The following is a 21410-nucleotide window of genomic DNA, read 5'->3' as shown; positions in this document are numbered from 1 at the left end:
CGTCGGCCCGGGAGGCGGCGGAACCGTCAGGGGACCCTTCGGTATTCGGCCAGCAGGTTCCCGTCTTCCTCCAGCAGCGTGTGCAGGGCGAGCCGGTGCAATTCGCTTCCCGTGACGCCGGTGCTGATGCGACCGGCGTCCCCGCCGGCCATGAGCGGGGCCGTGGTGAGGCAGAGACTGTCGACCGCCCCTGCCGCCTGGAAGGCGCCCAGCAGGTGCGGGCCGCCCTCCGAATGGGTGACGCGGTGGCCGCGGGCGGACAGAACCTCACGGATCCACAGCGGATCGACCGCGGACCCCGGAAGCGGGCAACGCACCACCTCGGCAACCCGGTCCAGGGCGGCTTCCTTGGCCGGGTCGGCGGTGGAGGAGGTCAGGACGAGGATCTTCCCAGGGTTCTGCACGAAGAGTTCCGAGTTCTCGTCCAGGTCCAGCCGCCCGCTGACAATCGCCAGCACGGGGCGCTCGGCCATGCCCCGGGCCAGCCGCCAGGCGCGCGAGTCCAAATCGAGCAGCTCGCCCTCGTAGCCCTCGGCGCGGATGGTGCCCGCTCCCACCAGGATCACGTCGGCAAACCTGCGCAGCAGCGAAAACACGCGCTTGTCCCCGGCCGAGCCCAGAGCCCCGGAAAGCCCGCCCTGGGTGGCGGCCCCGTCGATCGAGGCAACGAAGTTGAAGCGGACAAAGGGTGCGGTGCCGGGCGGGGGCGCGTAGAAGCCGAGCAGCTGCCCGTCGTCGGGGTCCGCGAGGTGGCCCGGGTACAGCCGCTGCATCAGGCGTCGGCCTCCACAGCCTCCACGGCGGCCCGGGGTGCAATGCCCGCGCGCTCGGGGTGCGCCGGCGCATTGACCTCGCCCATGTTGTGTTTCAGGTAGGCGGGTTCGCGCCAGCCCATGGCGGCCTCGAGCAGGCGAATCGTCGAGGCGGATTCGGGGATGTTGTGCATCCGGATGATCCGGGCGCCGTTCATGATGCACATGGCCGCCGCCGCCAGGGAGCCTGCGGTGCGCTCGGCCTTGGGCAGGTCGAGCGTCTCCCCGATGAAGTCCTTGTTGGACACCGCGGCAAGCGCCGGATAGCCCAGGCCAGCAAAGGACTCGAAGCCGGAGGTCAACGCGAGGGTGTGCAGGGTGTTCTTGTTCAGGTCGTGGCCCGGGTCGATGATCAACTTGTCGTCGGCGATGCCCAGCGAGCGGGCCAGCTCCACCTTGGACTGCAGGTAGCCGGCCACCTCGGCCACGACGTCGTCGTAGCGGGGGTGCGGGTAGACGGTGCGCGGGGCGGCCAGCGAGTGCGTGAGCACCAGGTGCACGCCGGTGTCGGCCACGACCTTGCCCAGTTCCGGGTTGCTCAGGCCGGTGGTGTCGTTGATGACGTCGGCCCCCGCCTCGATGGCGGCCCGGGCGACCTCCGGCAGGAACGTGTCGGCCGAGATGACCACGTCGGACTGCGCACGCACCGCCGAAATCACCGGAACCACGCGCTGGGCCTCCTCCTGCCAGCTGAGCGCCGGGCCGGGGGAGAAAGGCACCCCGCCGATGTCGATCCAGTCCGCGCCGGCATCCACCGCCGCGAGGGACGCATCGACCGCCGCCTGCAGGGCAAAGGTCGCGCCTCCGTCGTAAAAGCTGTCCGGGGTGCGGTTGATGATGGCCATCAGCGCAATGCTCGAGGAGAAGTCGATGCTCCGGTGGCCAAAGTGGTGCACGGGGTGTCGCAGCGGCGGTAGGTACATGCTCATGCTTGGTTTCTCCCTTGACGCGGTTGATCCATTCATACCAGCTCACCGGCCGCTTCGGGGTGTTCTGCGTCGCACCGGCTCCACCCGGGTGCGGATTCCTCGGTAACCTGTTGCCATGACTTTGAACTTTGCGGGACCCGTTGCCGGTAGCTGGATCGTCGACGCGCTGGCGGCGCAATCGACGGACTCGGAGGTTGCCGACCTGGTGGCGGGACAGGTCCCGGCCGGCTACGAGGCGTACGCGCGCATCTTCCACCCCGCGTTGGGGCTCGACGGCGAGGCCGTGCGCTGGGGCAGGATCGCCAAGGGACGCGGCACCACCATGCACGGCGGCGCTCAGTTCACCCCGGTCTCTGGCATCAGCGAGGACGGCATCGCCCTGGTGGAGGACGCCTGGGAGGGGGAAGCCCCGTCCGGCGACGGACTGCCCGCCGGCCAGCTGGCTGCCATCGCGCCGATCCTCGCGGCCCATACACAGACCCCGCGGGAAATCTTCCTGGCACTGTGGAACGGACTGGCGTTCATCCACGGCGGGGACCGGATCGAGGTGCTCCACGATGACGACCCGAAGTTGACCGAAGAAGAAAACGCCGCCCGCAGGGAGGCCGCCAACGCCGAGGCCAAACGCCCGGCCTTCTCTGAGGAGGTCCGCAACGGCCCGACCTTGCAGATGGGCTCCGCCTACAGGTCCTTCTACGTATTCGAAGGTACGTTCGAGGACCTTGCCAGCCCGCTGTGGGCGCGCACCTCCGAGGGGGAGCAGCGCCAGGCCCCGAACCTCGCCTGGCCCGCCGACCGCGCCTGGCTGCTGTCCACCGAACTCTACGAGGACTCGAGCATCGTCGCCGGTTCCCGCGCGCTGGTTGACGCGTTGCTGGCCTGCCCGGACATCGAGGCCCACGAGGTGGCCATCGACACCCGCCTGGACCTGGACGGGGACAACGTGAACCCGATGCCCGTCGAGGTGGAGGGCGAGGACGACGACGACCTCGGCGACCTGATCGAGGGCGAATTCACGAACTGACCCGGATCGGGGAAGGTGGGGGGCCGGTCCGGCAAGGGGCTTGTGAGCAACACCTCTGCGTGGCCCGCGCACCGTGACGGTAGAATTGAGCGGTGCGCACCACCCCCGTTTACCTTGACCATGCCGCCACCACTCCCATGTCACCGGCCGCCCTGGCTGCCATGACCCGTGAGCTGGCGCAAACCGGCAACCCCTCCTCGCTGCACGGGGCCGGGCGCCGCGCCCACCGCGTCATGGAGGAATCACGCGAACAACTCGCCGCCGCGGCCGGGGCGCACGCCTCGGAGGTCATCTTCACCTCCGGCGGCACCGAGTCGGACAACCTCGCGATCAAGGGCCTGTACTGGAACCGGCGCGACGCCAACCCGGTACGCAAGCGCATCCTCTGCTCCGTGATCGAACACCACGCGGTGCTCGACACCGTCGAATGGCTGCAGGCGCACGAGGGGGCCGAAGTCACCTGGCTGCCCGTGGACAGCGACGGGGTCGTCGACTTGGCGGTGCTCGAGGCGGAAATCGCCAAAGACCCCGACTCGATCGCACTGCTCACCCTCATGTGGGCGAACAACGAGGTCGGCAGCATCCAGCCCATCGACAAGGTCGTTGCGCTCGCCGAGCCCCACGGCATCCCCGTGCACTCCGACGCGGTCCAGGCCTTCACCGCAGTGCCCATCTCCTTCGCGGATTCGGGCCTGGCGACCATGGCCGTGAGCGGGCACAAGATCGGCGGACCGGTGGGCATCGGCGCCCTCTTCGTGCGCCGCAACGTGGTGCTCACCCCGGTCCAGCACGGCGGCGGGCACGAGCGCGCACTGCGCTCCGGAACCCTGAACGCGGCCGCGGCCGCCGGCTTCGCGGCGGCGGCCACCGAGGCGGCCAAGGACCTGGCCCGGGAAAACGAGCGCCTTGCCACGCTGCGCGACGCCCTGGTGGCCGGGGTGCGCGAGCTGGTCCCGGAGGCCGTCATCAACGGCACCGAGGACCCGGCCCACGCCGGCACCCGGCTTCCGGGCAACGCGCACTTCACCTTCCCGGGCTGCGAGGGCGACTCGCTGCTCTTCGTGCTGGACATGCTCGGGGTGCACTCATCCACGGGATCGGCCTGCACCGCGGGCGTGCCGCGTCCCTCCCACGTGTTGCTGGCCATGGGCCGGGACGAGGAAACCGCCCGCGGAGCCCAGCGCTTCACGCTCGGGCATACATCGAGCGCCGCCGACGTTGAAACCTTGGTGGCCGCGTTGCCCGAGGCCTACGCGCGCGCAAAAAAGGCCGGCATGGCCGCACAAGTCAGCAGCATCCAAACAGCAGGGACAGGGTTTACACGATGAAGGTTTTGGCAGCAATGAGCGGCGGGGTCGACTCGGCCGTTGCGGCGGCGCGGGCAGTCGAGGCCGGCCACGAGGTCGTCGGCGTGCACCTGGCCCTGTCCCGCATGCCCGGCACCCTGCGCACCGGAAGCCGCGGCTGCTGCACCGTCGAGGACTCCAACGACGCCTGGCGCGCCTGCGACAAGCTCGGCATCCCGTACTACGTGTGGGACTTCTCCGAGCGCTTCAAGGAGGACGTGGTCGACGACTTCATCTCCGAGTACGAGGCCGGCCGCACCCCGAACCCCTGCATGCGCTGCAACGAACGCATCAAGTTCGCGGCCCTGCTGGAAAAGGCGATCGCCCTGGGCTTCGACGCGGTCTGCACCGGGCACTACGCCAAGGTGATCCGCGACGAAGAAGGCAACCCGGAGCTGCACCGCGCCGCCGACTGGGCCAAGGACCAGTCCTACGTGCTGGGCGTGCTGACCCGCGAGCAGCTCGAGCACTGCATCTTCCCGCTGGCCGACACCCCCTCGAAGGCGGAAGTCCGCGCCGAGGCCGAGGCCCGCGGGCTCTCGGTGGCCAACAAGCCGGACAGCCACGACATCTGCTTCATCCCCGACGGGGACACCCGCGGTTGGCTGGCCGAGCGCATCGACATGACCCAGGGCGAGATCGTCGACCACGAGGGCAAGGCCCTGGGCCAGCACGAGGGCGCGCACGCCTTCACTGTCGGACAGCGCAAGGGCCTGAAGCTCGGGGTTCCCGCCGCCGACGGCAAGCCGCGCTTCGTGCTGGAAATCCGTCCGAAGGAAAACAAGGTCATCGTCGGCCCCGAGGCGCTGCTGGCAGTGGACGAGCTGCGCGGCATCAGGATTTCCTGGGCCGGGTTGCCGATCGCCGATGCCGAGTCCGGAACCGAATTCGACTGCATGGTCCAGGTACGCGCGCACGGCGACCCTGTCGACGCCCGCGCCCAGGTGCAGACCCTCGAAGACGGAAGCTCCATCCTGGTCGCCACCCTGGTCGAGCCGATGCGCGGGGTGGCCCCGGGCCAGACCATGGTCGTCTACCAGGGCACCCGCGTGCTGGGCCAGGCGACCATCGACTCGGCACGTTCCGCCGCATGGGACTCGAGCCTGGTGTCCTAAGCGCCCGTACCGAACGAGAAGGGCCTCCGTGTGAATGGATTCATTCACACGGAGGCCCTTCTCGTTTGTGGCGCCAACGTTCTTGGAGCTGCTACGGAACAGCGGAGGAACTAGCCGGCCTGCGCCGGTTTCGGGCGCCTGCGGACCATCTGGATGGCCAGGAGCACCAATGCCACGGCGCTGGTGACATACAGAAGACCTCCCCAGGGCGCGTAGTCCCCGCCGGATATGCCGAAAGTATCGGCGATGCCCATGCCTGCGGGGAAGGAAGCAAACATCAGGGAAGGTGCACCCAACACGATCAATAGAAGGTTCAGCGTAGTGGCTCTGGCCGCCGAAATTTTTCGCGTGAGCGACGCTGCCAGCACACCTGCGGCCAAGAGAATTCCCATGACTGTCCACGTCATGACCAAGGGAGTGGCCAATGACTCGTTTGCCCAGTCCATTTCGGCATGGATTTGGGCCAAGGTGGCACTTGGCACCGCCGCCAATGGATTCCACACCAGTACGTGGACCGCACCGAAGACCGCATAGCCGGCAACCACCAGGAAACCCATGAGACCCACCCTCACTGCGGGCGAGCGTATGGCAGTTGAGTCAATAACCATCCCGACAGCCTAGCTTTTCTGCTTGGGAGGCCGGTAGCCGGGATTTTCTGTGCCGACTCTTCAGTGGTAGGCATCCCGAGTGGATCCAGACGTCCGTTTCCACATCGTGAACCTCGAGGACAAGGCTGTGGCCCGCATGAGGTGTTGCTCTGCGTCGTGGTGGCGTGGCCGCACTTCTCTTGGCGAGCCGCCAACCGGGGTTGGGCACCTCGGTAGCCGGGGGTTCAGGCTAGCTTGCTCAATTTTGAGCTCCTACTGCCGAACAGTGCGTGGTCCACGGAATACCGGCCGGCCCCGGCAAGGACAAACAGCAGGCATGCCGCGGCAAGCAGCAGGACAAATTCAAGGCCGTTCTTGGCCACGAAAAAGCCGTTGCTGAGATGCACGATGAACATCGCACCGAGCATGTCACATATGAGCAGGGCGGCGAAAATGCGCGTCAGCACCCCAAGAACCATGGCGATCCCACCAATCAGCTCCAGGGTCGCTACCCCGGGGGCAGCAAGGTCTGCCATCGGCACGCCCATCTCCTGGAACGAAGCCTGGGTGCCGGCAATAGTGAACTCATTGAATTTTTGCCAGCCATGCATGGCAAAAATCAAACCAACCACAACGCGCAGAAGAAGCATTCCAAGCTGAGCCATTATGTACCTGCCTTGGAGGGATCCGAACCCGGCCACTTGGCCGTAGCATATTTCAACCTAGCGCCAGACTCCTGGTTCCACAATCGTTTCTCCCCCAACCCCACGTTTAAGCGGACACATCCAGAGTCGTCGTTGGGCACGTGCCCGGAGCGGGCACACGTTAGGTCGTGCAGTTGCCGGACCGATTCAGGCCAATGCACGACCGCGGACCCGGCCGCAGGCTCCGAGCCGAGTAGGTCATGCCTCGTTCGAGACGAATGTTTTCCTTCCCTTGTGCCCACCAATGGTGGACTTTGAATGCAACAACGCAGTCGTCCCTTTAGAATGCGCCAATGCGGGACAGTCAGCGCTCAAGCTTGAGGTTGCCGTTTCGGTCCACTCCAACGCTCGATTCGAGACCGTGACCCGCCTGTCGTGAATCAGCTATGGCAACTGAGGTTTTCCGGAGTCCGCGTAGTCGACGGATGGAGGAAGCAGGCCGTCGGCGTCAACCGATCCTTTCGGCCAGGGACACAATGATCCCCTCCGGACCCCGCACGTAAGCCATGCTCCAGACATTTTCGTACTAGCCGATCCCACCGACCAACCGCCGGAGCGCAGGGCCGGTCGGCGAGGATCCTTCCCGTTGCCCGGCCGACACGCAAAAAGCCCCGTCTTCCCGCCGCACCAGGCGGAAGGAAAACGGGACTTTGTGGTTCTTGGCTGTGCGGCTAGGCCTTTGCCTCGTCCACGATGCCGTACATGTGGGTGGAGATGTCCGGGTACTCCAGGCGGGTCTTGCCTGCTTCAAGGGACGGCAATTGCGCGGGGCCGTGTTCGGCGCAGTGCACGAAGTCGAATTCCGGCCACCACTTCTTGGGCCGTTCGGCCTCGCTGAAGCCGCACACGGCGCAGGTCAGCTGCACCCATACCGGGCGCTTGCCTTGGCGGTTGGCGCGTGACTGGATCAGCCAGGCCGGGGGATTGGCATTGAGCTCGGCGAATTGCGCCTCGCTCAAGCGGGCGGGAATGTTATGTCGCTTGGCCATCTCCATGGGGATATCCAGGGCAATCGCTGCGTCTCTACGTGTCATCATCGCCTTCAAGCCTAGGCCACAACCGGTGTTGTCGGGTGTGCTTGGTGAGCGCCGTCATGTTTGGGTCATGTGCATCCCGTTCGTGAAGATCACGTTTCAGATTCATTGTGGGGCGCGCCAAGTTTTGTTGACATTTCGTGACGATGATCACTTAGGCTGTAGCAGATGTGGTTTAGCCCACAGTTAATGCACTCGCACAAGATAAGGATTGCTCATGACCCGAAAGATCAACGGTTTGCGTGTAGCGGCGGCCGTAGTTGGCATTTCCGCGCTGGCGCTCACCGCATGTACAGGTCCGGCTACGACCCCGAATGCCACGGGCGGCGGAACGACGGGCGCGGCCACTGCCCCGATCACCCTGGGAACCACCGACAAGGTGACGTTGCTGGACCCCGCAGGCTCCTACGACAACGGCTCGTTCATGGTCATGAACCAGATCTACCCGTTCTTGCTCAACTCGATGCCGGGCTCGGCAGACCCGAAGAACGACATTGCCGAATCGGCCGAGTTTACCAGCCCCACCGAATACACGGTCAAGCTGAAGGCCGACCTGAAGTGGGCCAACGGCCACGTTCTCGACTCCAAGGACGTCAAGAACACCTTCGACCGTCAGGTGAAGATCGCCGACCCGAGCGGCCCTTCCTCGTTGCTGGGCAACCTGGAAAGCGTCTCGACTCCGGATGCCACCACCGTGGTCTTCAAGCTCAAGAGCGGCAACGACCAGACCTGGCCGCAGGTCCTGACCAGCCCCGTCGGCCCGATTGTCGATGACGAGGTCTTCCCAGCCGACAAGATTGTGTCCGACGAGGACATCGTCGCCGGCAAGGCCTTTGCCGGCCAGTACACCATCGAAAGCTACGCCAAGAACTCGCTGGTTTCCTTCAAGGCCTACGACGGCTACAAGGGCATGCTTGGCGCACCGGCAAACACCGCCGCCAACATCAAGTACTACGCGGACTCGAACAACCTGAAGCTCGACGTGCAGCAGGGCAACATCGACGTCGCGTGGCGTTCGCTCTCGCCGACCGACGTCGACTCCCTGAGCAAGGAATCCAAGGTCAAGATCCACAAGGGTCCGGGCGGCGAATTGCGCTACATCGTCTTCAACTTCGACATCATGCCGTTCGGCGCCAAGACCTCCGACGCGGACCCGGCGAAGTCGCTGGCGGTGCGCCAGGCCGCGGCAAACCTCGTCGACCGCGAAGCGATTGCCAACGACGTCTACAAGGGCACCTACCTGCCGGTCTACTCCTACGTGCCGCAGGGCTTCACCGGTGCCATTGAGCCGTTGAAGGAGCTCTACGGCCAGGACGGCGGCCCGTCGCTCGACAAGGCCAAGGCCGTGCTCGAAGCCGCGGGCGTGACCACCCCGATCGACCTGAAGCTGCAGTACAACCCGGACCACTACGGCCCGAGCTCGGGTGACGAGTACGCCAAGGTGAAGGCACAGCTGGAAACCGGCGGCCTGTTCAAGGTCGACCTGCAGTCCACCGAATGGGTCACCTACCAGAAGTCGCGCGTCACCGACTACCCGGCGTACCAGCTCGGCTGGTTCCCCGACTACTCGGATGCGGACAACTACCTGACCCCGTTCTTCGCCAAGGACAACTTCCTGGGCAACGGCTACGACAACCCCGAGGTTGGCAAGCTGATCAACGAACAGCGCGTGGAAACCGATCCGGCAAAGCGCACGGCCCTGATCGAACAGATCCAGACCAAGGTCGCCGGCGACCTCTCCACCCTGCCGCTGCTTCAGGGCGCGCAGGTTGCCGTTGCAGGTGCCGACGTCACGGGCGTCGAGAAGACCTTGGACGCCTCGTTCAAGTTCCGCTTGGGTGTACTCGCCAAGTAACCAACAACCCCGTAGCGCAACACCGCGGGTGCTACCGCCTTGGCTCCTTCCCCGTTGCGGGGGAGGAGCCAAGGTTCCCGCGTCATGCGCCGCGGACATGTAAACCTTTCAAGCTAGGACGCATTGTCAATGGCAATCATGAACGACCTCGCCGATGCACCGGCGGCACCCCCGTCGGTGGGCACCGCGGCACCGAAAGCGGGAGGCAGCTTTGCACGTTACCTCGTCACCCGCTTCCTGCTGATTTTCCCCACCATCTTCATCCTCGTGACCCTCGTCTTCTTCCTGATGCGCGTCACGGGCGACCCGATCACCGCGGCCCTGGGCGGGCGGCTCACCCCCGACCAGCTGGCCGAACGCATCCACGCGGCCGGCTACGACCGCCCGGTGATCGTGCAGTACTTTGAGTACCTTGGCCAGGTCTTTACCGGCAACTTCGGACGCACCATCTCCGACAACCGCGCCGTCACCGAGGTGCTTGCCACCTATGGCGCGGCGACGCTGGAACTGGCGTTCAACGCGCTGGTCATCGCGCTGCTGGTCGGCATCCCCTTTGGCCTGCTTGCGGCCAGGCTGCGCGACCACTGGCCCGATGCGGTGCTGCGCGTCTTCGCGATCCTTTGCTACGCCACCCCGGTCTTCTTCGCCGGCCTGCTGCTCAAGCTGGCCTTCGGGGTCTGGCTGGGCTGGCTGCCGATCGCCGGACGCGCCGGGGTCAACGCGGAATTGCAGCTGACCTCCCTGCAGAACCCGACGGGCATCTACCTGCTCGATGCCCTGCGCTCCGGCAACATGGACGCGGCCCTTGACGTGACGCGGCACGCGGTGCTCCCGGCCGTCGCCCTGGGCCTGCTCACCGCCGGCGTGTTCCTGCGCCTGGTGCGCACCAACGTCATCGGCACACTGGGCCGCGACTACGTGGAGGCCGGCCGCTCGCGCGGCGTCTCCGAGTACCGGCTGCTCACCAAGCACGCCTACCGTCCGGCGCTGATCCCCATCATCACCGTGATGGGCCTGCAGATCGCGCTGCTGCTCGGCGGCGCCGTGCTCACCGAGTCCACCTTCGAGTGGAAGGGCCTGGGCTTCCAGCTGGCCCAGTACCTCACCGCACGCGACTTCGTCGCCGTGCAGGGCATCGTGGTGCTGCTGGCGGTCATCGTGGCATTCACCAACTTCATCGTGGACATCATCGCCGCGCTCATCGACCCGCGAGTGAGGTTCTAGCCAATGAGCACCACCATTGCACCACTGCGTCCGCGCAAGCGCCCGCTGTTCTCCCGACTGCCGATCGTCTCCCACCTGCGCATGAGCGCCGGCCTGCAGCGCGGCATGCTTGTTGCGGGCCTGGTCCTCACCGGGGCCTTCCTGCTCACCGCCCTGCTGGCGCCTTGGATCGCCCCCTTCGGGTTCGCGCAGATCTCCGACGCCCAGGGCGACTTCCCGACGCAGGCGCCGCCGGGCGGGCCCTTCATCTGGGGCACCACCGTCGGCGGCTACGACGTGTACTCCCGCACCCTCTGGGGAGCGCAGACGGCCGCGCTGGTCATCGTCGTCGCCGTGGTCTTCTCCATCTTTGCCGGCGTGTTCCTGGGCCTGGTCTCCGGCTACATCGGCGGCTGGTTGGACCGCGTGCTGGTCGTGCTGGCCGACGCCATCTACGCCTTCCCGTCGCTGCTGCTGGCCATCGTCATGTCGATCGTCATTGCCCACGGGCAATCGGGCCTGTGGCAGGGCATTTTCGCCGCGGCGATCTCCATCACCGTGGTGTTCATCCCGCAGTACTTCCGGGTGATCCGTGCCGAGACCGTGCGCCTGAAGGCCGAACCCTTTGTCGAATCGGCAAAGGTCGTCGGCGCCTCCAGCTGGCGCATCATGTTCAGGCACGTCTACCGCAATGCAACCCGCACGCTGCCGCTGATCTTCACGCTTAACGCCTCCGAGGCGCTGCTGACCCTTGCGGGCCTCGGCTTCCTGGGCTTCGGCATCGAACCGACCAAGGCCGCCGAATGGGGCTTCGATCTCAACCGCGCGCTCTCCGATGCCACCAGCGGCATCTGGTGGACCGGTGTCTACCCCGGCGCGGCCATCGTGCTCACGGTGCTGGGCCTGACCCTCGTGGGCGAATCAATGAACGACCTGGCGGACCCGCGGTTGCGCAGGCGCCGCAAGACCAAGGCCAGGACCAAGACCGAGACCGAGACCAAGCGTGCCGGCGGAAAGGACCTAGCATGAGCGAGAACCGCACCCCAAGCATTGCCCGGGCCGACGGAACGGTGCTGAGCATCGAGGAACTCGAGGTCGACTTCGCCACCGACGCAGGCGACGTCGCCGCGGTGCAGGGCGTCAGCTTCCAGGTCGCGGCCGGCGAGGTGGTTGCCGTCGTCGGCGAATCCGGCTCCGGCAAGTCCGTCACGGCACGCACCGTGCTGGGTCTCCTGGCCGAAACCGCCACGGCCCACGGGGCTGTGGTGCTGCGCGGCAACAACATGCTGACGCTCAGCGGCAGCGAGCTTCGCGCGGTGCGCGGCAACGACGTGGCCATGGTGTTCCAGGAGCCCTCCACCGCGCTGAACCCCGTGTACACCGTGGGCTGGCAGATCGCCGAGGGCATCCGCGCCCACGGCAAGGTCGGCAAGAAGGAGGCCAAGGCCCGCGCCATCGAGGTGCTGCGCAAGGTCGGCATCCCGGAACCCGAAAAGCGGGTCAACTACTACCCGCACCAGTTCTCCGGAGGCCAGAAGCAGCGTGTCATCATCGCCGCGGCACTCGCGCTGAACCCGGCGCTGATCGTCGCCGACGAGCCGACCACCGCGCTGGACGTCACGGTGCAGGCCGAGATCCTCGAGCTGCTGCGCGAGGTGCGCGACGAGTTCAACACGGGCATCGTGCTGATCACCCACAACATGGGCGTCGTCGCGGACTTGGCCGACCGCGTGGTGGTGATGTACCAGGGCAAGGTCGTGGAAACGGCGCCGGCGCTGGAACTCTTTGCCAACCCGCGCGAGGACTACACCAAGGCGTTGCTGGGGGCCGTCCCGCATCTGGGCCGCCACTCGGCATCGGCCGGAATGACCGAACGCGCCGGGCAGGAGAAAGAGGTGCTGGTGCAGGCCACCAACCTGAACATCACCTACCCTGGCCGCATGGGCACCCCGGCCTTCACCGCCGTGGACGACGTGTCGCTGCGGATCTGCGCCGGCGAGGTCTACGGCCTGGTGGGCGAGTCCGGTTCCGGCAAGACCACGATCGGCCGGGCCATCGCCGGGCTGAACCGGGTCAGCGGCGGATCGCTGAAGGTGATGGGGCACGAGATGCTCGGCTTCAAGGAGAAGAACTTCAAGAAGCTGCGCCAGGACATCGGGTTTGTGTTCCAGGACCCCGCGGCCAGCTTCAACCCACAGCTGAGCATCGGCCAGTGCGTCGCCGAACCGCTGCTGGTGCACCGGAAGATCTCGGCCGCGGACGCCCGCAAGCGCGTCGACGAGCTGCTTGAGGCCGTGCAGCTGCCCCGGTCCTTCGCCGACCGGTTCCCGCACGAGCTCTCCGGCGGGCAGCGCCAGCGTGCCTCGCTGGCCCGGGCGCTGGCGCTTGACCCCAAGCTGCTGATCGCCGACGAGCCGACCAGCGCGCTCGATGTTTCGGTGCAGGCCAAGGTGCTTGAGCTGTTCAAGGAGCTGCAGCAGGAACTGGGCTTCGCGGCCCTGTTCATCTCCCACGACCTGGCCGTGGTGGACATGCTTTCCACCTGGGTGGGCGTGCTGTACCGCGGCAAGCTGGTGGAGGAAGGCATCGGGTCCCGTGTCATGGGCAGCCCGGAGCACCCCTACACCCGGCGCCTGATCGCCTCGCTGCCGGTGCCGGACCCCGTCGAACAGGAAACGCGCCGGATCGCGTTCCTGAAGGCGGTCTAGGCGGGCCGCACGCAACGGAGCAGTGCGGAACGGGATGCGTTGGTTGGCGCTGGCGCATCCCGTTCCGGCTTCCGGCCCATTCCAGCACCCGATTCCGGCCCTGTTTCCGGTCCCGACGGGCCGGCCGGGCGCGTCACGGTTGGGTGCACACCCGGCGCGAACCATAGACTGGGAACCATGAGCTCACAGATCAACCCGCAGGCCGCGGACACCGACCGGCAGGGCGACTACGACCCGAAGACCAGCTCCCTTTCCGGGACGGTTCGCGACGAGGTCATGGACGAACTTCTTTCGATCCGCGGAAGCATCGACAACTTCGACGCCCAGCTGGTGTACCTGCTGGCCGAACGCTTCAAGGCCACCCAGCGCGTGGGGCACCTCAAGGCCGTGCACCAGCTGCCGGCCAGTGACCCGGGACGCGAAAAGGCTCAGATCGAACGCCTGCGCCGGCTCGCCCAGGAAGCGCACCTTGACCCGGAGTTCGCCGAGAAGTTCATGAACTTCATCATTTCCGAGGTCATCCGGCACCACCAGACGATCTCCGCCTCGCACGCCGAGAACGAAAACTAGATCCGGGTCTTGCAGATGAACTCCTCCAACATGCAGGCCGAGAACACCGGGGCGGTTTCCCGGCAGGTTCAGGCCAGCGGGCACGGCCCGATGCCCGGCATCGACCCGCTCGAAAGCCAGCACATCATCCGCGGCGAACTCGGCGAGCCCAACCTGCCGCACCTGCACCAGCTTCCGGACCGCGGGGTGGGCTCCGACGCCATCGGCCGCGGCGCGATGTTCCTTGAGGAACTGAGCATCGACCTGCAGCCGCACGGGTGGCGGCTCTCGCAGGCCCCGGGCATCGACGCCAAGCGCGCGGCCTCGGCCCTGCGCGCGGACCTGAACGTGCTCGGCGACGTCATTGGCGCCGAGGAATCGGCTGGCCACGAACTGAAGATCCAGCTGCCGGGCCCCGCGACGCTTTCGGCGAACCTGTACCTGCACCAGGGCGAGCGCGCGCTCAGCGACTTCGGGGCGCGCCGCGACCTGGCCCAGTCCCTGGCCCTCGGGGCGGCCCGCCACCTGCGCGAGGTCGCCCGGGGCACGGGCCGCGAACTCATCACCGTCTACGTCGACGAACCCGACGCGGGCGCGGTGCTCAACGGCACCCTGCCCACCGCCAGCGGCTACCGCACCCTGCGTTCGGTGCCCGTGGCCGAGGTCCGCTCCTGGTGGACCGAGCTCACCGAGGCGCTCAAGGACGCCGGCGCGCACCAGGTGATCCTGGGCAGCGGCGGCGAACCGGAGACCTGGAACCGGGTGGCCTCGACGGCGATCGACGCGGGCGTCGACGGGCTGGGCGTCAACGCCGCCGACCTGACGGTGCCCGGCTGGGAACTGCTGGCCGGGGCCGTGGAAGCCGGGCGAAGGCTCTGGCTGGGCTGCCTGACCCCGGACGGGACTTCCCCGGGCGTCGTGGAGGCCGTGGCAAACATCCGCCGCCCCTGGAACCAATTGGGCCTTTCCGACGCCCTGCTCGATGCCCTGGTGCTGACCCCCACGGAGGGGCTGGACGGCGTCGGGCCGGAACAGGCAACCGCCGTGCTGTCGCGCCTTTCCGCGTACGCCGACGCGCTGAACCAGGTCCGCGTCGACGCCTAGGCGAAGGCAGCGCAGCGAACGCAAAAAGGAAGGTCCCGGGCAATTGCGCCCGGGACCTTCCTTTTGGCGTGTTTGGATCTACCGGGCCGATCAGGCCAGGGACCGGTCCGCGGCGTCGTGGCCCGGGATGGCGTGGGCCGCGGGGTCGTTGAGCTCGCCGAGCAGCGCCTGGTCCAGCCGCTCGTGGCGGATGCGAAGGTCCACCTGCAGCAGCGTGAGCAGCACCTGCATGATTAGCGTGCTCACCGCGGTGACCAGCACGTTGACGACGACCGTGAGCGCCAGCAGGAGCCACGCGTTGCCGGTGCTTCCGGGGATGGATGCGACAACGCCCGGGATCGAGGCGACGATGCCGCCGAGCACCGAGACCACCAGGGCAACCACCAGCACGATACCGAAGATGCGCCACCACGATCCACGGGTCAGGCGCCACGACCTGGCCAGCGCGCCGCGGATGGTCAGCGATTGGGAGACCAGCAGCACCGGGACAAGGGTCAGCCGCACGCCCGCCCAGAGCAGCGCGAGGGCCGCGGCAAAACCAAGCAGCAGCATCGGTGCCAGTGCCCCGATTCCCCAGGCGGAAAAGAGCAGGACACCCAGCACCGCCAGCAGCAACACCGGGACCAGTCCGACCAGGAAGAGCAGCAACTCGACGCCCACCAGTTTCGGGATGGCCGGCCGGGCGAGTCCGTAGCCCTGGCGCCAGGAGGTGGGGCGGTCCAGCGTCGCGCGCATCGCGGCTGCCGTTGCCGGCCCCGCCACCAGTGCGTAGGCGAATAGCTGGGCCAGCAGCACCAGGAGCACCGCCGCCGCATACAGGTACCACGGGTAGGGGAAGGCCTCGTTGAACGTGCCCTCCAGCTCCCCGAGGTCGCCGGCGTCCACGGACACGCTGAGCAACGCATCCTCGAGGCCCATGGCCGGTTCAAACAGCCAGCCCAGGAACACCAGCCCCAGGACGCCCATGGCCAGCTGGACCACCGCGGCGTTGACAAGCGTCGGCATCGGGGAGCGGCGGAACACGGCAAAGGTGCCGTCGAGCAGGTCGGACAGCGCGAGCGGGCGCAACTCGACCACGCCGGGCTTTGCCGGACGCGGGAATTGCGGATACCAGGAGCCGGGAGGCGGAAGGCCGGGGCCCGGGTAGGGGGACTGTTCGGGGTTCGGCGGCGGGGTTGATCCCCAGCTCGGGGGAGGCGGCCCCCAGCCGGGCTGCCGGCCTCCGGGCTCATCGGGGGAAGCTGTGGGGTCCTGCGGCATCGAGTCGACCTTGTGTCCTTGCTGCGTTGTGTGGATGGTCACCGCACCCCTCCCGCGCCCGTTCGGGGTGTCCATTACAGCGTATGTGGTGGGACGGAACAAAGGGGCATTGGCTGGTGGCCGTTTAACAGCCGATTTGTGCGCCGGCCTCATGTAGTCTTGTTCATATCTGGGTTCCGGCATACATCGGTCCCATGCAGCGCTACGGAAGGGCAGATTATGAAGGCACGCATCCTGGTTGTCGACGACGACGAGGCGCTGGCCGAAATGATCGGCATCGTATTGCAGAACGACGGCTTCGAGGCTGTGTTCTGCTACGACGGCGCCAAGGCCCTGGGCATTTTCCGCGAGGTCAAGCCCGACCTGGTGCTGCTGGACCTGATGCTTCCGGGACTCGACGGCATCGAGGTCTGCAAGCTCATCCGCGCCGAGGACGACGTCCCGATCGTCATGCTCACCGCCAAGTCGGACACCGCGGACGTGGTGCGCGGCCTGGAATCCGGTGCCGACGACTACGTCCCCAAGCCGTTCAAGCCGGCGGAGCTGGTGGCACGCGTCCGTGCCCGGCTGCGCCCCACCGAGCAGCACGCCCCGGAAACCCTGAAGATCGGCGACCTGACCATCGATGTCGCCGGCCACCGGGTGACACGCGCGAGCGCGCCCATCGGGCTGACCCCGCTCGAATTCGACCTGTTGGTTGCGCTGGCCCGCAAGCCGTGGCAGGTCTTCACCCGCGAGCAGCTGCTTGAACAGGTCTGGGGCTACCGCCACGCCGCGGACACCCGGCTGGTCAATGTCCATGTCCAGCGCCTGCGCTCCAAGGTCGAGCTCGATCCCGAACGCCCGGGCGTTGTGCTGACCGTGCGCGGCGTCGGCTACAAGGCCGGTCAGGTCTGAGCCAGGAGACGACGGGCGAGACCCCGTCCGCACAGCCCCCGGAAGCCGCACCGGAAAACACCGAGTCAGGTGTCGGGGCGTTCATGCGGCGGACCCTTGAGGCGACCAAGCATGCCAAGGCGGCGGTGCTCTCCCGCTGGAGCCGGTCGCTGCTTTTCCGCACCGTCACCTCCGCGGTGCTGCTGACCGCGCTGGCATTGCTGGCCGCGGGCGGCTTCCTGTCCAACCAGATCGCAGCCGGGCTCTTCCAGGAGCGCTTCCACCAGGTCGAGTCCGAGTCGGTGCGCGGCCTGAACCAGGTCAAGGCGATCTTCGATTCCGCCGCCACCACCGACCGCGCCAGCACCCACTCGCTGGTGACAAACACGCTGAAGATCCTCGAGGGCGACGGGGCGCTGGTGCCCCGCGACTTCGTGCTGGTGCCGCTTCCCGGCGACGACACCCTGTACGTCGGCCCCACGGCCAGCGGCAACCTGACCTCGCGCATCGTCCCCGAGGCCCTGGCCGCGCAGATCCGCGAATCGAACGCCATCTACTGGCAGTCGATCGAGGTCAAGAAGGGCGCCGGCACCGGCCCCGGGCTGATCTTCGGGACCCGGGTCACGCTGCCCCCCGGGAAGGAATACGGGCTCTACCTGGTCTACGACCTCACCAGCGTGCAGAACACCCTCGACTTCATCAACCGGGCCATGGCCCTGGTGGGCGGCCTGCTGCTGCTGGTGGTCGGCGGCATCACCTGGTACGTCACCCGTGGCGTCGTGCGTCCCGTCGCCGACGCCGCGCAGGTGTCGGAAAAGCTTGCCGCCGGCGAGCTCCAGGAACGCATGGAGGTCAAGGGCGAGGACGAGATCGCGCGCCTGGGCACCTCCTTCAACCACATGGCCCAGTCCCTGCAGGACCAGATCAACCAGCTGGCGACCCTCTCGCAGATGCAGCAGCGCTTCGTCTCCGACGTCTCCCACGAGCTGCGCACCCCGCTGACCACCGTCCGAATGGCCGCGGAGGTCCTGCACGACGCCCGCGAGGACTTCGACCCGATCAACAAGCGAAGCGCCGAGCTGCTCTACAACCAGGTCGAACGCTTCCAGATCCTGCTCAACGACCTGCTTGAGGTATCCCGCTTCGACGCCGGCGTCGCCGTGCTGGACGCCGAGCCCACCGACCTGGTGGCGGTGGCCCGGCGCGTCATCGATGCCGCCACGCCGCACGCCGAGGCCATGGGGTCGCTGCTGCGCCTCTCGACCCCGGCCGGCGGCTGCGTCGCCGAAATGGATTCGCGGCGCATCGAACGGGTGGTGCGCAACCTTGTCATGAACGCCATCGAACACGGCGAGGGAAACCCCATCGACATCTCCGTCGCGGGCAACGCGTCCGCGGTGGCGCTCTCCGTGCGCGACCGCGGCATCGGCATGAGCCCGGAGGCCAGCACCCGCGTCTTCGACAGGTTCTGGCGAGCCGACCCGGCCCGCGCCCGCACCACCGGAGGCTCCGGGCTCGGCCTGTCCATCGCCACGGAAGACACCCGGCTGCACACCGGGCGGCTCGAGGCCTGGGGCGAACGCGGCGTCGGCTCCTGCTTCCGGATGACCCTGCCCCGGGTGCTGGGGGAGACCATCACCGGCTCACCGCTGCCCCTGGAGCCGATCGTGCTCGCGGACGCGGTGATCGACCGGAACATGCTGATCACCTTCCCGCTGACCGGCGAGATCCCGGTCATCGGGTTCAAGCCGCTGCAGCCAATGACCTCGTCCGATCCCAAGCCCGGCACGGATCCCGTGCCGCCCGCGGGGGAAGAAAACCCCACAGGAAAGCAGGAACCAGATGCCTAGGCCACACTCCGGAATCCGCAGGGCCCTGGCCCTGCTCCTCGGGCTGGTGCTGGTGCTCTCCGGTTGTTCCGCGATCCCGCGCAGCGGACCGGTCCAGGCCCTGCAGGTCGAAAACGTCGCGGAGGGCCAGGGGAGCACCTTCTCCCCGCCCGGCCCCAAGGTCGATGCGCACCCGCGGGAGATCATCGAGGGTTTCATCGAGGCGGGCATCGCGCCGCAGGACGACTACAAGGTCGCCCGCGAATTCCTGAACCCCAAGCAGAATGGGGTGTGGAAGGGTTCCGTCCAGACCCTGGTCTACGACGCGCGCCCCAGCGTGATCCCGGGCTCCAGGCCCAGCACGTTCACCATCCAGCTTGAGGTGGTGGCCCAGATCGACGCCAACGGCGTGATGACGGAGCTGCCGCCGCACTCCACCCGCGCGGTGGACATGACCCTCGAGAAGCTCAACGGCCAGTGGAAAATCTCGGAGCTGCCCGACGGCACCATGATCGACAGGGATTCCTTCAACGGGCTGTTTGCGGCCCAGCCGATCTACTTCTACGACGCGACCTACCACTACGCGGTCCCGGACATGCGCTGGTTCCCCAAGCGGACAGGCCTGGCCGCGGCGATGGTCGAGGCGTTGCTCAAGGGTCCCGCGGGGTACCTGGAAAACGCCGTGGTTTCGGCCTTCCCCAGCGGCAGCTCACTGGTGCGTTCGGCCGTTCCCATCGAAAGCCAGCGGGCCACCGTCGACCTGAACTCGGCGACGTTCATCGATGCGACGGAACTGAGCCGCCAGCAGATGCAGCAACAGCTCGACCTCACCCTCAAGGGGCTCAGCAGCATCCGCTCCGTGGTGATGACGGATGAACAGCGCGAGGTTAAACTCGGGCCGGCCGACCCGCAGTTCATTCCGGCGCAGGTCAATGCGCCCGTTCCGGACACCCAGATCGGTATCGTCGACCAGGCGCTGTACTACGTCAAGGGCAAGGCCATCAACCGGGTCGCCGGCATCGACGACATCTCCGAATACGACCCGCGCGACCCTGCCATGAGCCCGCTGGGGAACCGCTATGCGTTCCTGGACGGTACGTTCACGAGGCTCTTCACCGTCGACGACCTGGGGCACAGCAGGGTCGTGGCGAGGGGCACCGCGCTGGTGCGCCCGAGCATCGACACCAGCGGCTGGACCTGGACGGCGGACCACGGGGCAAAAACCAGGATCCTGGCCGTTCCGGAGGACACCCTGCTCAACGGCAAGGTCAGGCCCATTGCCGCGGACTGGCTCAATGATTCGAGCATTTCCTCGATCCGCATTTCGCGTGACGGGGCGCGTGCGCTGATCGTTTCCTCCAAGGCGGGAGTGTCGACGGTGAGCATCAGCGGCATCCTGCGGGACAGCGATGGCACACCGCGTGGCTTCGCCACTCCGATGCACCTTTACCCATCGGTCCCCGTGACCAGGGCCGTCTGGGACTCGGATTCCAGCATCATCGTCGCCTCATCCGATCCGAACGAACGGGTGGAGGCGGAGCGGATCAACCTCGGGGGCAAGCCCGAGAAGTTCCAACCGCTGCTGGGCATGGTCGGGCTTTCCGCCGGCCCGGGTGAACGGCGCCCGGTCTTTGCCGAAACCAAGGACAAGCTCTACACGCGTGTCGGAAATTCGTGGCACAAAATGGAGGAGTCCGCGCGCGACCTCTCCTACCCCGGATAACAGGCCGAACACCGCAAACCGCGCTCCGGGGATCGATATCCCCAACTCGCCCGGCACGGAACCCACCGAGGCCTCCTGTGTTCCATGCTGGGGTTCATGAGATCGAACGAACGGATTCCGTCGCGGGCGCCACGCCCGGATGCCACCGGCAGGAGCGGCGCAACACCATGGTGGCCGAGGCTTCTGGACCAGCTGTGGTCGGCCAGGGAAACCCGGATTCTCCGGTCGGCGCTGCGGGGGACCGCGGCACTGTTGTTTCCGGTGCAGTGCGTCTGCTGCCGTCGCCCCGATGCCTCGTTGTGTCGCCCATGCGCCACGGGCCTGCGCAGGGCCGGTCTGCACCCCGGCCGTGTTGAGCGGCATGCCGAGGCCTTGCCGCTGAACCAAAGCGGGCAGGCGTTGCCGGTCATTGCCGCGGGAAAATACGAGCATGAGCTTGCCTCGGTTCTCCTGGCCTACAAGAACCACCAGATGGTTTCCCTGGGCAGGGTGCTGGCACCGGTTCTTGCCTCGGCGCTGCGGGCGGGCATCCTGGGACTGGCAAACCCGCAGGCGCCCGTGATCCTGGTGCCGGTCCCCACGCGCCGGCAGGCACGCGCCGGCAGGCACGTGCCAAGCGGGGCTACTGGCCAGTGGGCCTGCTGCTGCGGCGGGTGGCGGCCGCCGGGTCGCTGCCGGCAAACGCGAGGGTCGCCCACCTGTTGAGGTACGGGATCGGGAACTCCTGGGGTGCCGCACAGAAGGGATTGGGC

The 21410-nt window shown here is 67.2% G+C and carries 19 protein-coding genes; 13 read left to right on the top strand and 6 right to left on the bottom strand.

Annotated features, from left to right (window positions below):
* Positions 1-26: 26 nt before the first annotated feature.
* Both JOF47_RS10820 and folP read right to left on the bottom strand, forming a co-directional pair.
* Entirely contained in the window at positions 27-773 is a 747-nt protein-coding gene (locus JOF47_RS10820; protein ID WP_209997654.1) for a pyrimidine reductase family protein, read from the bottom strand.
* Entirely contained in the window at positions 773-1741 is a 969-nt protein-coding gene (gene folP / locus JOF47_RS10815; RefSeq protein WP_209997652.1) for a dihydropteroate synthase, read from the bottom strand. Before folP ends, JOF47_RS10820 begins: the two co-directional genes overlap by 1 nt.
* 115 nt (positions 1742-1856) lie before the next feature.
* Between folP and JOF47_RS10810 the strand changes: the two genes are divergently transcribed.
* The 3 genes from JOF47_RS10810 to mnmA all read left to right on the top strand — a co-directional run bounded on the left by JOF47_RS10810 (position 1857) and on the right by mnmA (position 5226).
* On the top strand, positions 1857-2765 hold the full coding sequence (locus JOF47_RS10810) for a hypothetical protein (RefSeq protein ID WP_209997649.1): 909 nt from the start codon (positions 1857-1859) through the stop codon (positions 2763-2765).
* 92 nt (positions 2766-2857) lie between these two features.
* A complete protein-coding gene (locus tag JOF47_RS10805) occupies positions 2858-4093 on the top strand; it encodes a cysteine desulfurase family protein (RefSeq protein ID WP_377737740.1) in 1236 nt (411 codons plus the stop codon).
* Positions 4090-5226 (top strand): tRNA 2-thiouridine(34) synthase MnmA, encoded by a 1137-nt coding sequence (mnmA, locus tag JOF47_RS10800; RefSeq protein WP_209997641.1) that lies wholly within the window; start codon positions 4090-4092, stop codon positions 5224-5226. Before JOF47_RS10805 ends, mnmA begins: the two co-directional genes overlap by 4 nt.
* Before the next feature lie 110 nt (positions 5227-5336).
* On the opposite strand, the gene JOF47_RS10795 is transcribed toward mnmA, so the two are convergent.
* The 3 genes from JOF47_RS10795 to JOF47_RS10785 form a co-directional block, all read right to left on the bottom strand.
* Positions 5337-5834, bottom strand: a complete 498-nt coding sequence (locus tag JOF47_RS10795; RefSeq protein ID WP_245356342.1) for a hypothetical protein — start codon at positions 5832-5834, stop codon at positions 5337-5339.
* Between the two features lie 224 nt (positions 5835-6058).
* A complete protein-coding gene (locus tag JOF47_RS10790; RefSeq protein ID WP_209997639.1) occupies positions 6059-6478 on the bottom strand; it encodes a DoxX family protein in 420 nt (139 codons plus the stop codon).
* 710 nt (positions 6479-7188) lie between these two features.
* A complete protein-coding gene (locus JOF47_RS10785) occupies positions 7189-7554 on the bottom strand; it encodes a hypothetical protein (protein WP_209997637.1) in 366 nt (121 codons plus the stop codon).
* A 214-nt stretch (positions 7555-7768) separates the two neighbouring features.
* Between JOF47_RS10785 and JOF47_RS10780 the strand changes: the two genes are divergently transcribed.
* The 6 genes from JOF47_RS10780 (at position 7769) to JOF47_RS10755 (ending at position 14970) form a co-directional block, all read left to right on the top strand.
* A complete protein-coding gene (locus JOF47_RS10780) occupies positions 7769-9406 on the top strand; it encodes an ABC transporter substrate-binding protein (protein ID WP_209997636.1) in 1638 nt (545 codons plus the stop codon).
* A gap of 138 nt (positions 9407-9544) precedes the next feature.
* Entirely contained in the window at positions 9545-10630 is a 1086-nt protein-coding gene (locus JOF47_RS10775) for an ABC transporter permease (protein WP_210001564.1), read from the top strand.
* Positions 10631-10633: 3 nt separating this feature from the next.
* Positions 10634-11638: an ABC transporter permease gene (locus tag JOF47_RS10770; protein WP_209997634.1), complete on the top strand. Its 1005-nt coding sequence runs from the start codon at positions 10634-10636 to the stop codon at positions 11636-11638.
* Positions 11635-13317, top strand: coding sequence for a dipeptide ABC transporter ATP-binding protein (locus JOF47_RS10765; RefSeq protein WP_209997631.1), 1683 nt, complete (start codon positions 11635-11637; stop codon positions 13315-13317). Before JOF47_RS10770 ends, JOF47_RS10765 begins: the two co-directional genes overlap by 4 nt.
* A gap of 177 nt (positions 13318-13494) precedes the next feature.
* Positions 13495-13887 carry a chorismate mutase gene (locus JOF47_RS10760; RefSeq protein WP_209997630.1) on the top strand — a complete coding sequence of 131 codons (393 nt, stop codon included), beginning with the start codon at positions 13495-13497 and terminating at the stop codon, positions 13885-13887.
* Positions 13888-13902: 15 nt separating this feature from the next.
* Complete coding sequence (locus JOF47_RS10755) at positions 13903-14970, top strand: uroporphyrinogen decarboxylase/cobalamine-independent methonine synthase family protein (protein WP_209997628.1); 1068 nt, start codon at positions 13903-13905, stop codon at positions 14968-14970.
* A gap of 90 nt (positions 14971-15060) precedes the next feature.
* Here JOF47_RS10755 and JOF47_RS10750 read toward each other — a convergent pair whose 3' ends face one another.
* A complete protein-coding gene (locus JOF47_RS10750) occupies positions 15061-16272 on the bottom strand; it encodes a glycerophosphoryl diester phosphodiesterase membrane domain-containing protein (RefSeq protein WP_209997610.1) in 1212 nt (403 codons plus the stop codon).
* A 177-nt stretch (positions 16273-16449) separates the two neighbouring features.
* On the opposite strand from JOF47_RS10750, the gene mtrA reads away from it, so the two are divergent.
* From mtrA to JOF47_RS10730, 4 genes are all read left to right on the top strand, one after another.
* A complete protein-coding gene (gene mtrA / locus JOF47_RS10745; protein ID WP_209997608.1) occupies positions 16450-17127 on the top strand; it encodes an MtrAB system response regulator MtrA in 678 nt (225 codons plus the stop codon).
* Between the two features lie 83 nt (positions 17128-17210).
* Entirely contained in the window at positions 17211-18956 is a 1746-nt protein-coding gene (gene mtrB, locus JOF47_RS10740; protein ID WP_209997606.1) for an MtrAB system histidine kinase MtrB, read from the top strand.
* A complete protein-coding gene (locus JOF47_RS10735; protein WP_209997604.1) occupies positions 18949-20658 on the top strand; it encodes an LpqB family beta-propeller domain-containing protein in 1710 nt (569 codons plus the stop codon). The genes mtrB and JOF47_RS10735 overlap by 8 nt, the downstream gene beginning before the upstream one ends.
* A 96-nt stretch (positions 20659-20754) precedes the next feature.
* A complete protein-coding gene (locus tag JOF47_RS10730; RefSeq protein WP_209997602.1) occupies positions 20755-21363 on the top strand; it encodes a hypothetical protein in 609 nt (202 codons plus the stop codon).
* Positions 21364-21410: the final 47 nt, after the last annotated feature.

The sequence above is a fragment of the Paeniglutamicibacter kerguelensis genome (assembly GCF_017876535.1).
GTDB lineage: Bacteria > Actinomycetota > Actinomycetes > Actinomycetales > Micrococcaceae > Paeniglutamicibacter > Paeniglutamicibacter kerguelensis.
This window is presented reverse-complemented; position numbering and strand designations above follow the sequence as displayed.

What these genes read in the sequence shown, in the direction of transcription:
- mtrB (WP_209997606.1), top strand. Translation starts at nt 17,211, where the DNA reads ATGCGGCGGACCCTTGAGGCGACCAAGCATGCCAAGGCGGCGGTGCTC.
- JOF47_RS10730 (WP_209997602.1), top strand. Translation starts at nt 20,755, where the DNA reads ATGAGATCGAACGAACGGATTCCGTCGCGGGCGCCACGCCCGGATGCC.
- JOF47_RS10765 (WP_209997631.1), top strand. Translation starts at nt 11,635, where the DNA reads ATGAGCGAGAACCGCACCCCAAGCATTGCCCGGGCCGACGGAACGGTG.
- JOF47_RS10735 (WP_209997604.1), top strand. Translation starts at nt 18,949, where the DNA reads ATGCCTAGGCCACACTCCGGAATCCGCAGGGCCCTGGCCCTGCTCCTC.
- JOF47_RS10760 (WP_209997630.1), top strand. Translation starts at nt 13,495, where the DNA reads ATGAGCTCACAGATCAACCCGCAGGCCGCGGACACCGACCGGCAGGGC.
- JOF47_RS10790 (WP_209997639.1), bottom strand. Translation starts at nt 6,478, where the DNA reads ATGGCTCAGCTTGGAATGCTTCTTCTGCGCGTTGTGGTTGGTTTGATT.
- mnmA (WP_209997641.1), top strand. Translation starts at nt 4,090, where the DNA reads ATGAAGGTTTTGGCAGCAATGAGCGGCGGGGTCGACTCGGCCGTTGCG.
- JOF47_RS10780 (WP_209997636.1), top strand. Translation starts at nt 7,769, where the DNA reads ATGACCCGAAAGATCAACGGTTTGCGTGTAGCGGCGGCCGTAGTTGGC.
- JOF47_RS10785 (WP_209997637.1), bottom strand. Translation starts at nt 7,554, where the DNA reads ATGATGACACGTAGAGACGCAGCGATTGCCCTGGATATCCCCATGGAG.
- JOF47_RS10810 (WP_209997649.1), top strand. Translation starts at nt 1,857, where the DNA reads ATGACTTTGAACTTTGCGGGACCCGTTGCCGGTAGCTGGATCGTCGAC.
- JOF47_RS10775 (WP_210001564.1), top strand. Translation starts at nt 9,545, where the DNA reads ATGAACGACCTCGCCGATGCACCGGCGGCACCCCCGTCGGTGGGCACC.
- JOF47_RS10770 (WP_209997634.1), top strand. Translation starts at nt 10,634, where the DNA reads ATGAGCACCACCATTGCACCACTGCGTCCGCGCAAGCGCCCGCTGTTC.
- JOF47_RS10795 (WP_245356342.1), bottom strand. Translation starts at nt 5,834, where the DNA reads ATGGTTATTGACTCAACTGCCATACGCTCGCCCGCAGTGAGGGTGGGT.
- mtrA (WP_209997608.1), top strand. Translation starts at nt 16,450, where the DNA reads ATGAAGGCACGCATCCTGGTTGTCGACGACGACGAGGCGCTGGCCGAA.
- JOF47_RS10755 (WP_209997628.1), top strand. Translation starts at nt 13,903, where the DNA reads ATGAACTCCTCCAACATGCAGGCCGAGAACACCGGGGCGGTTTCCCGG.
- folP (WP_209997652.1), bottom strand. Translation starts at nt 1,741, where the DNA reads ATGAGCATGTACCTACCGCCGCTGCGACACCCCGTGCACCACTTTGGC.
- JOF47_RS10820 (WP_209997654.1), bottom strand. Translation starts at nt 773, where the DNA reads ATGCAGCGGCTGTACCCGGGCCACCTCGCGGACCCCGACGACGGGCAG.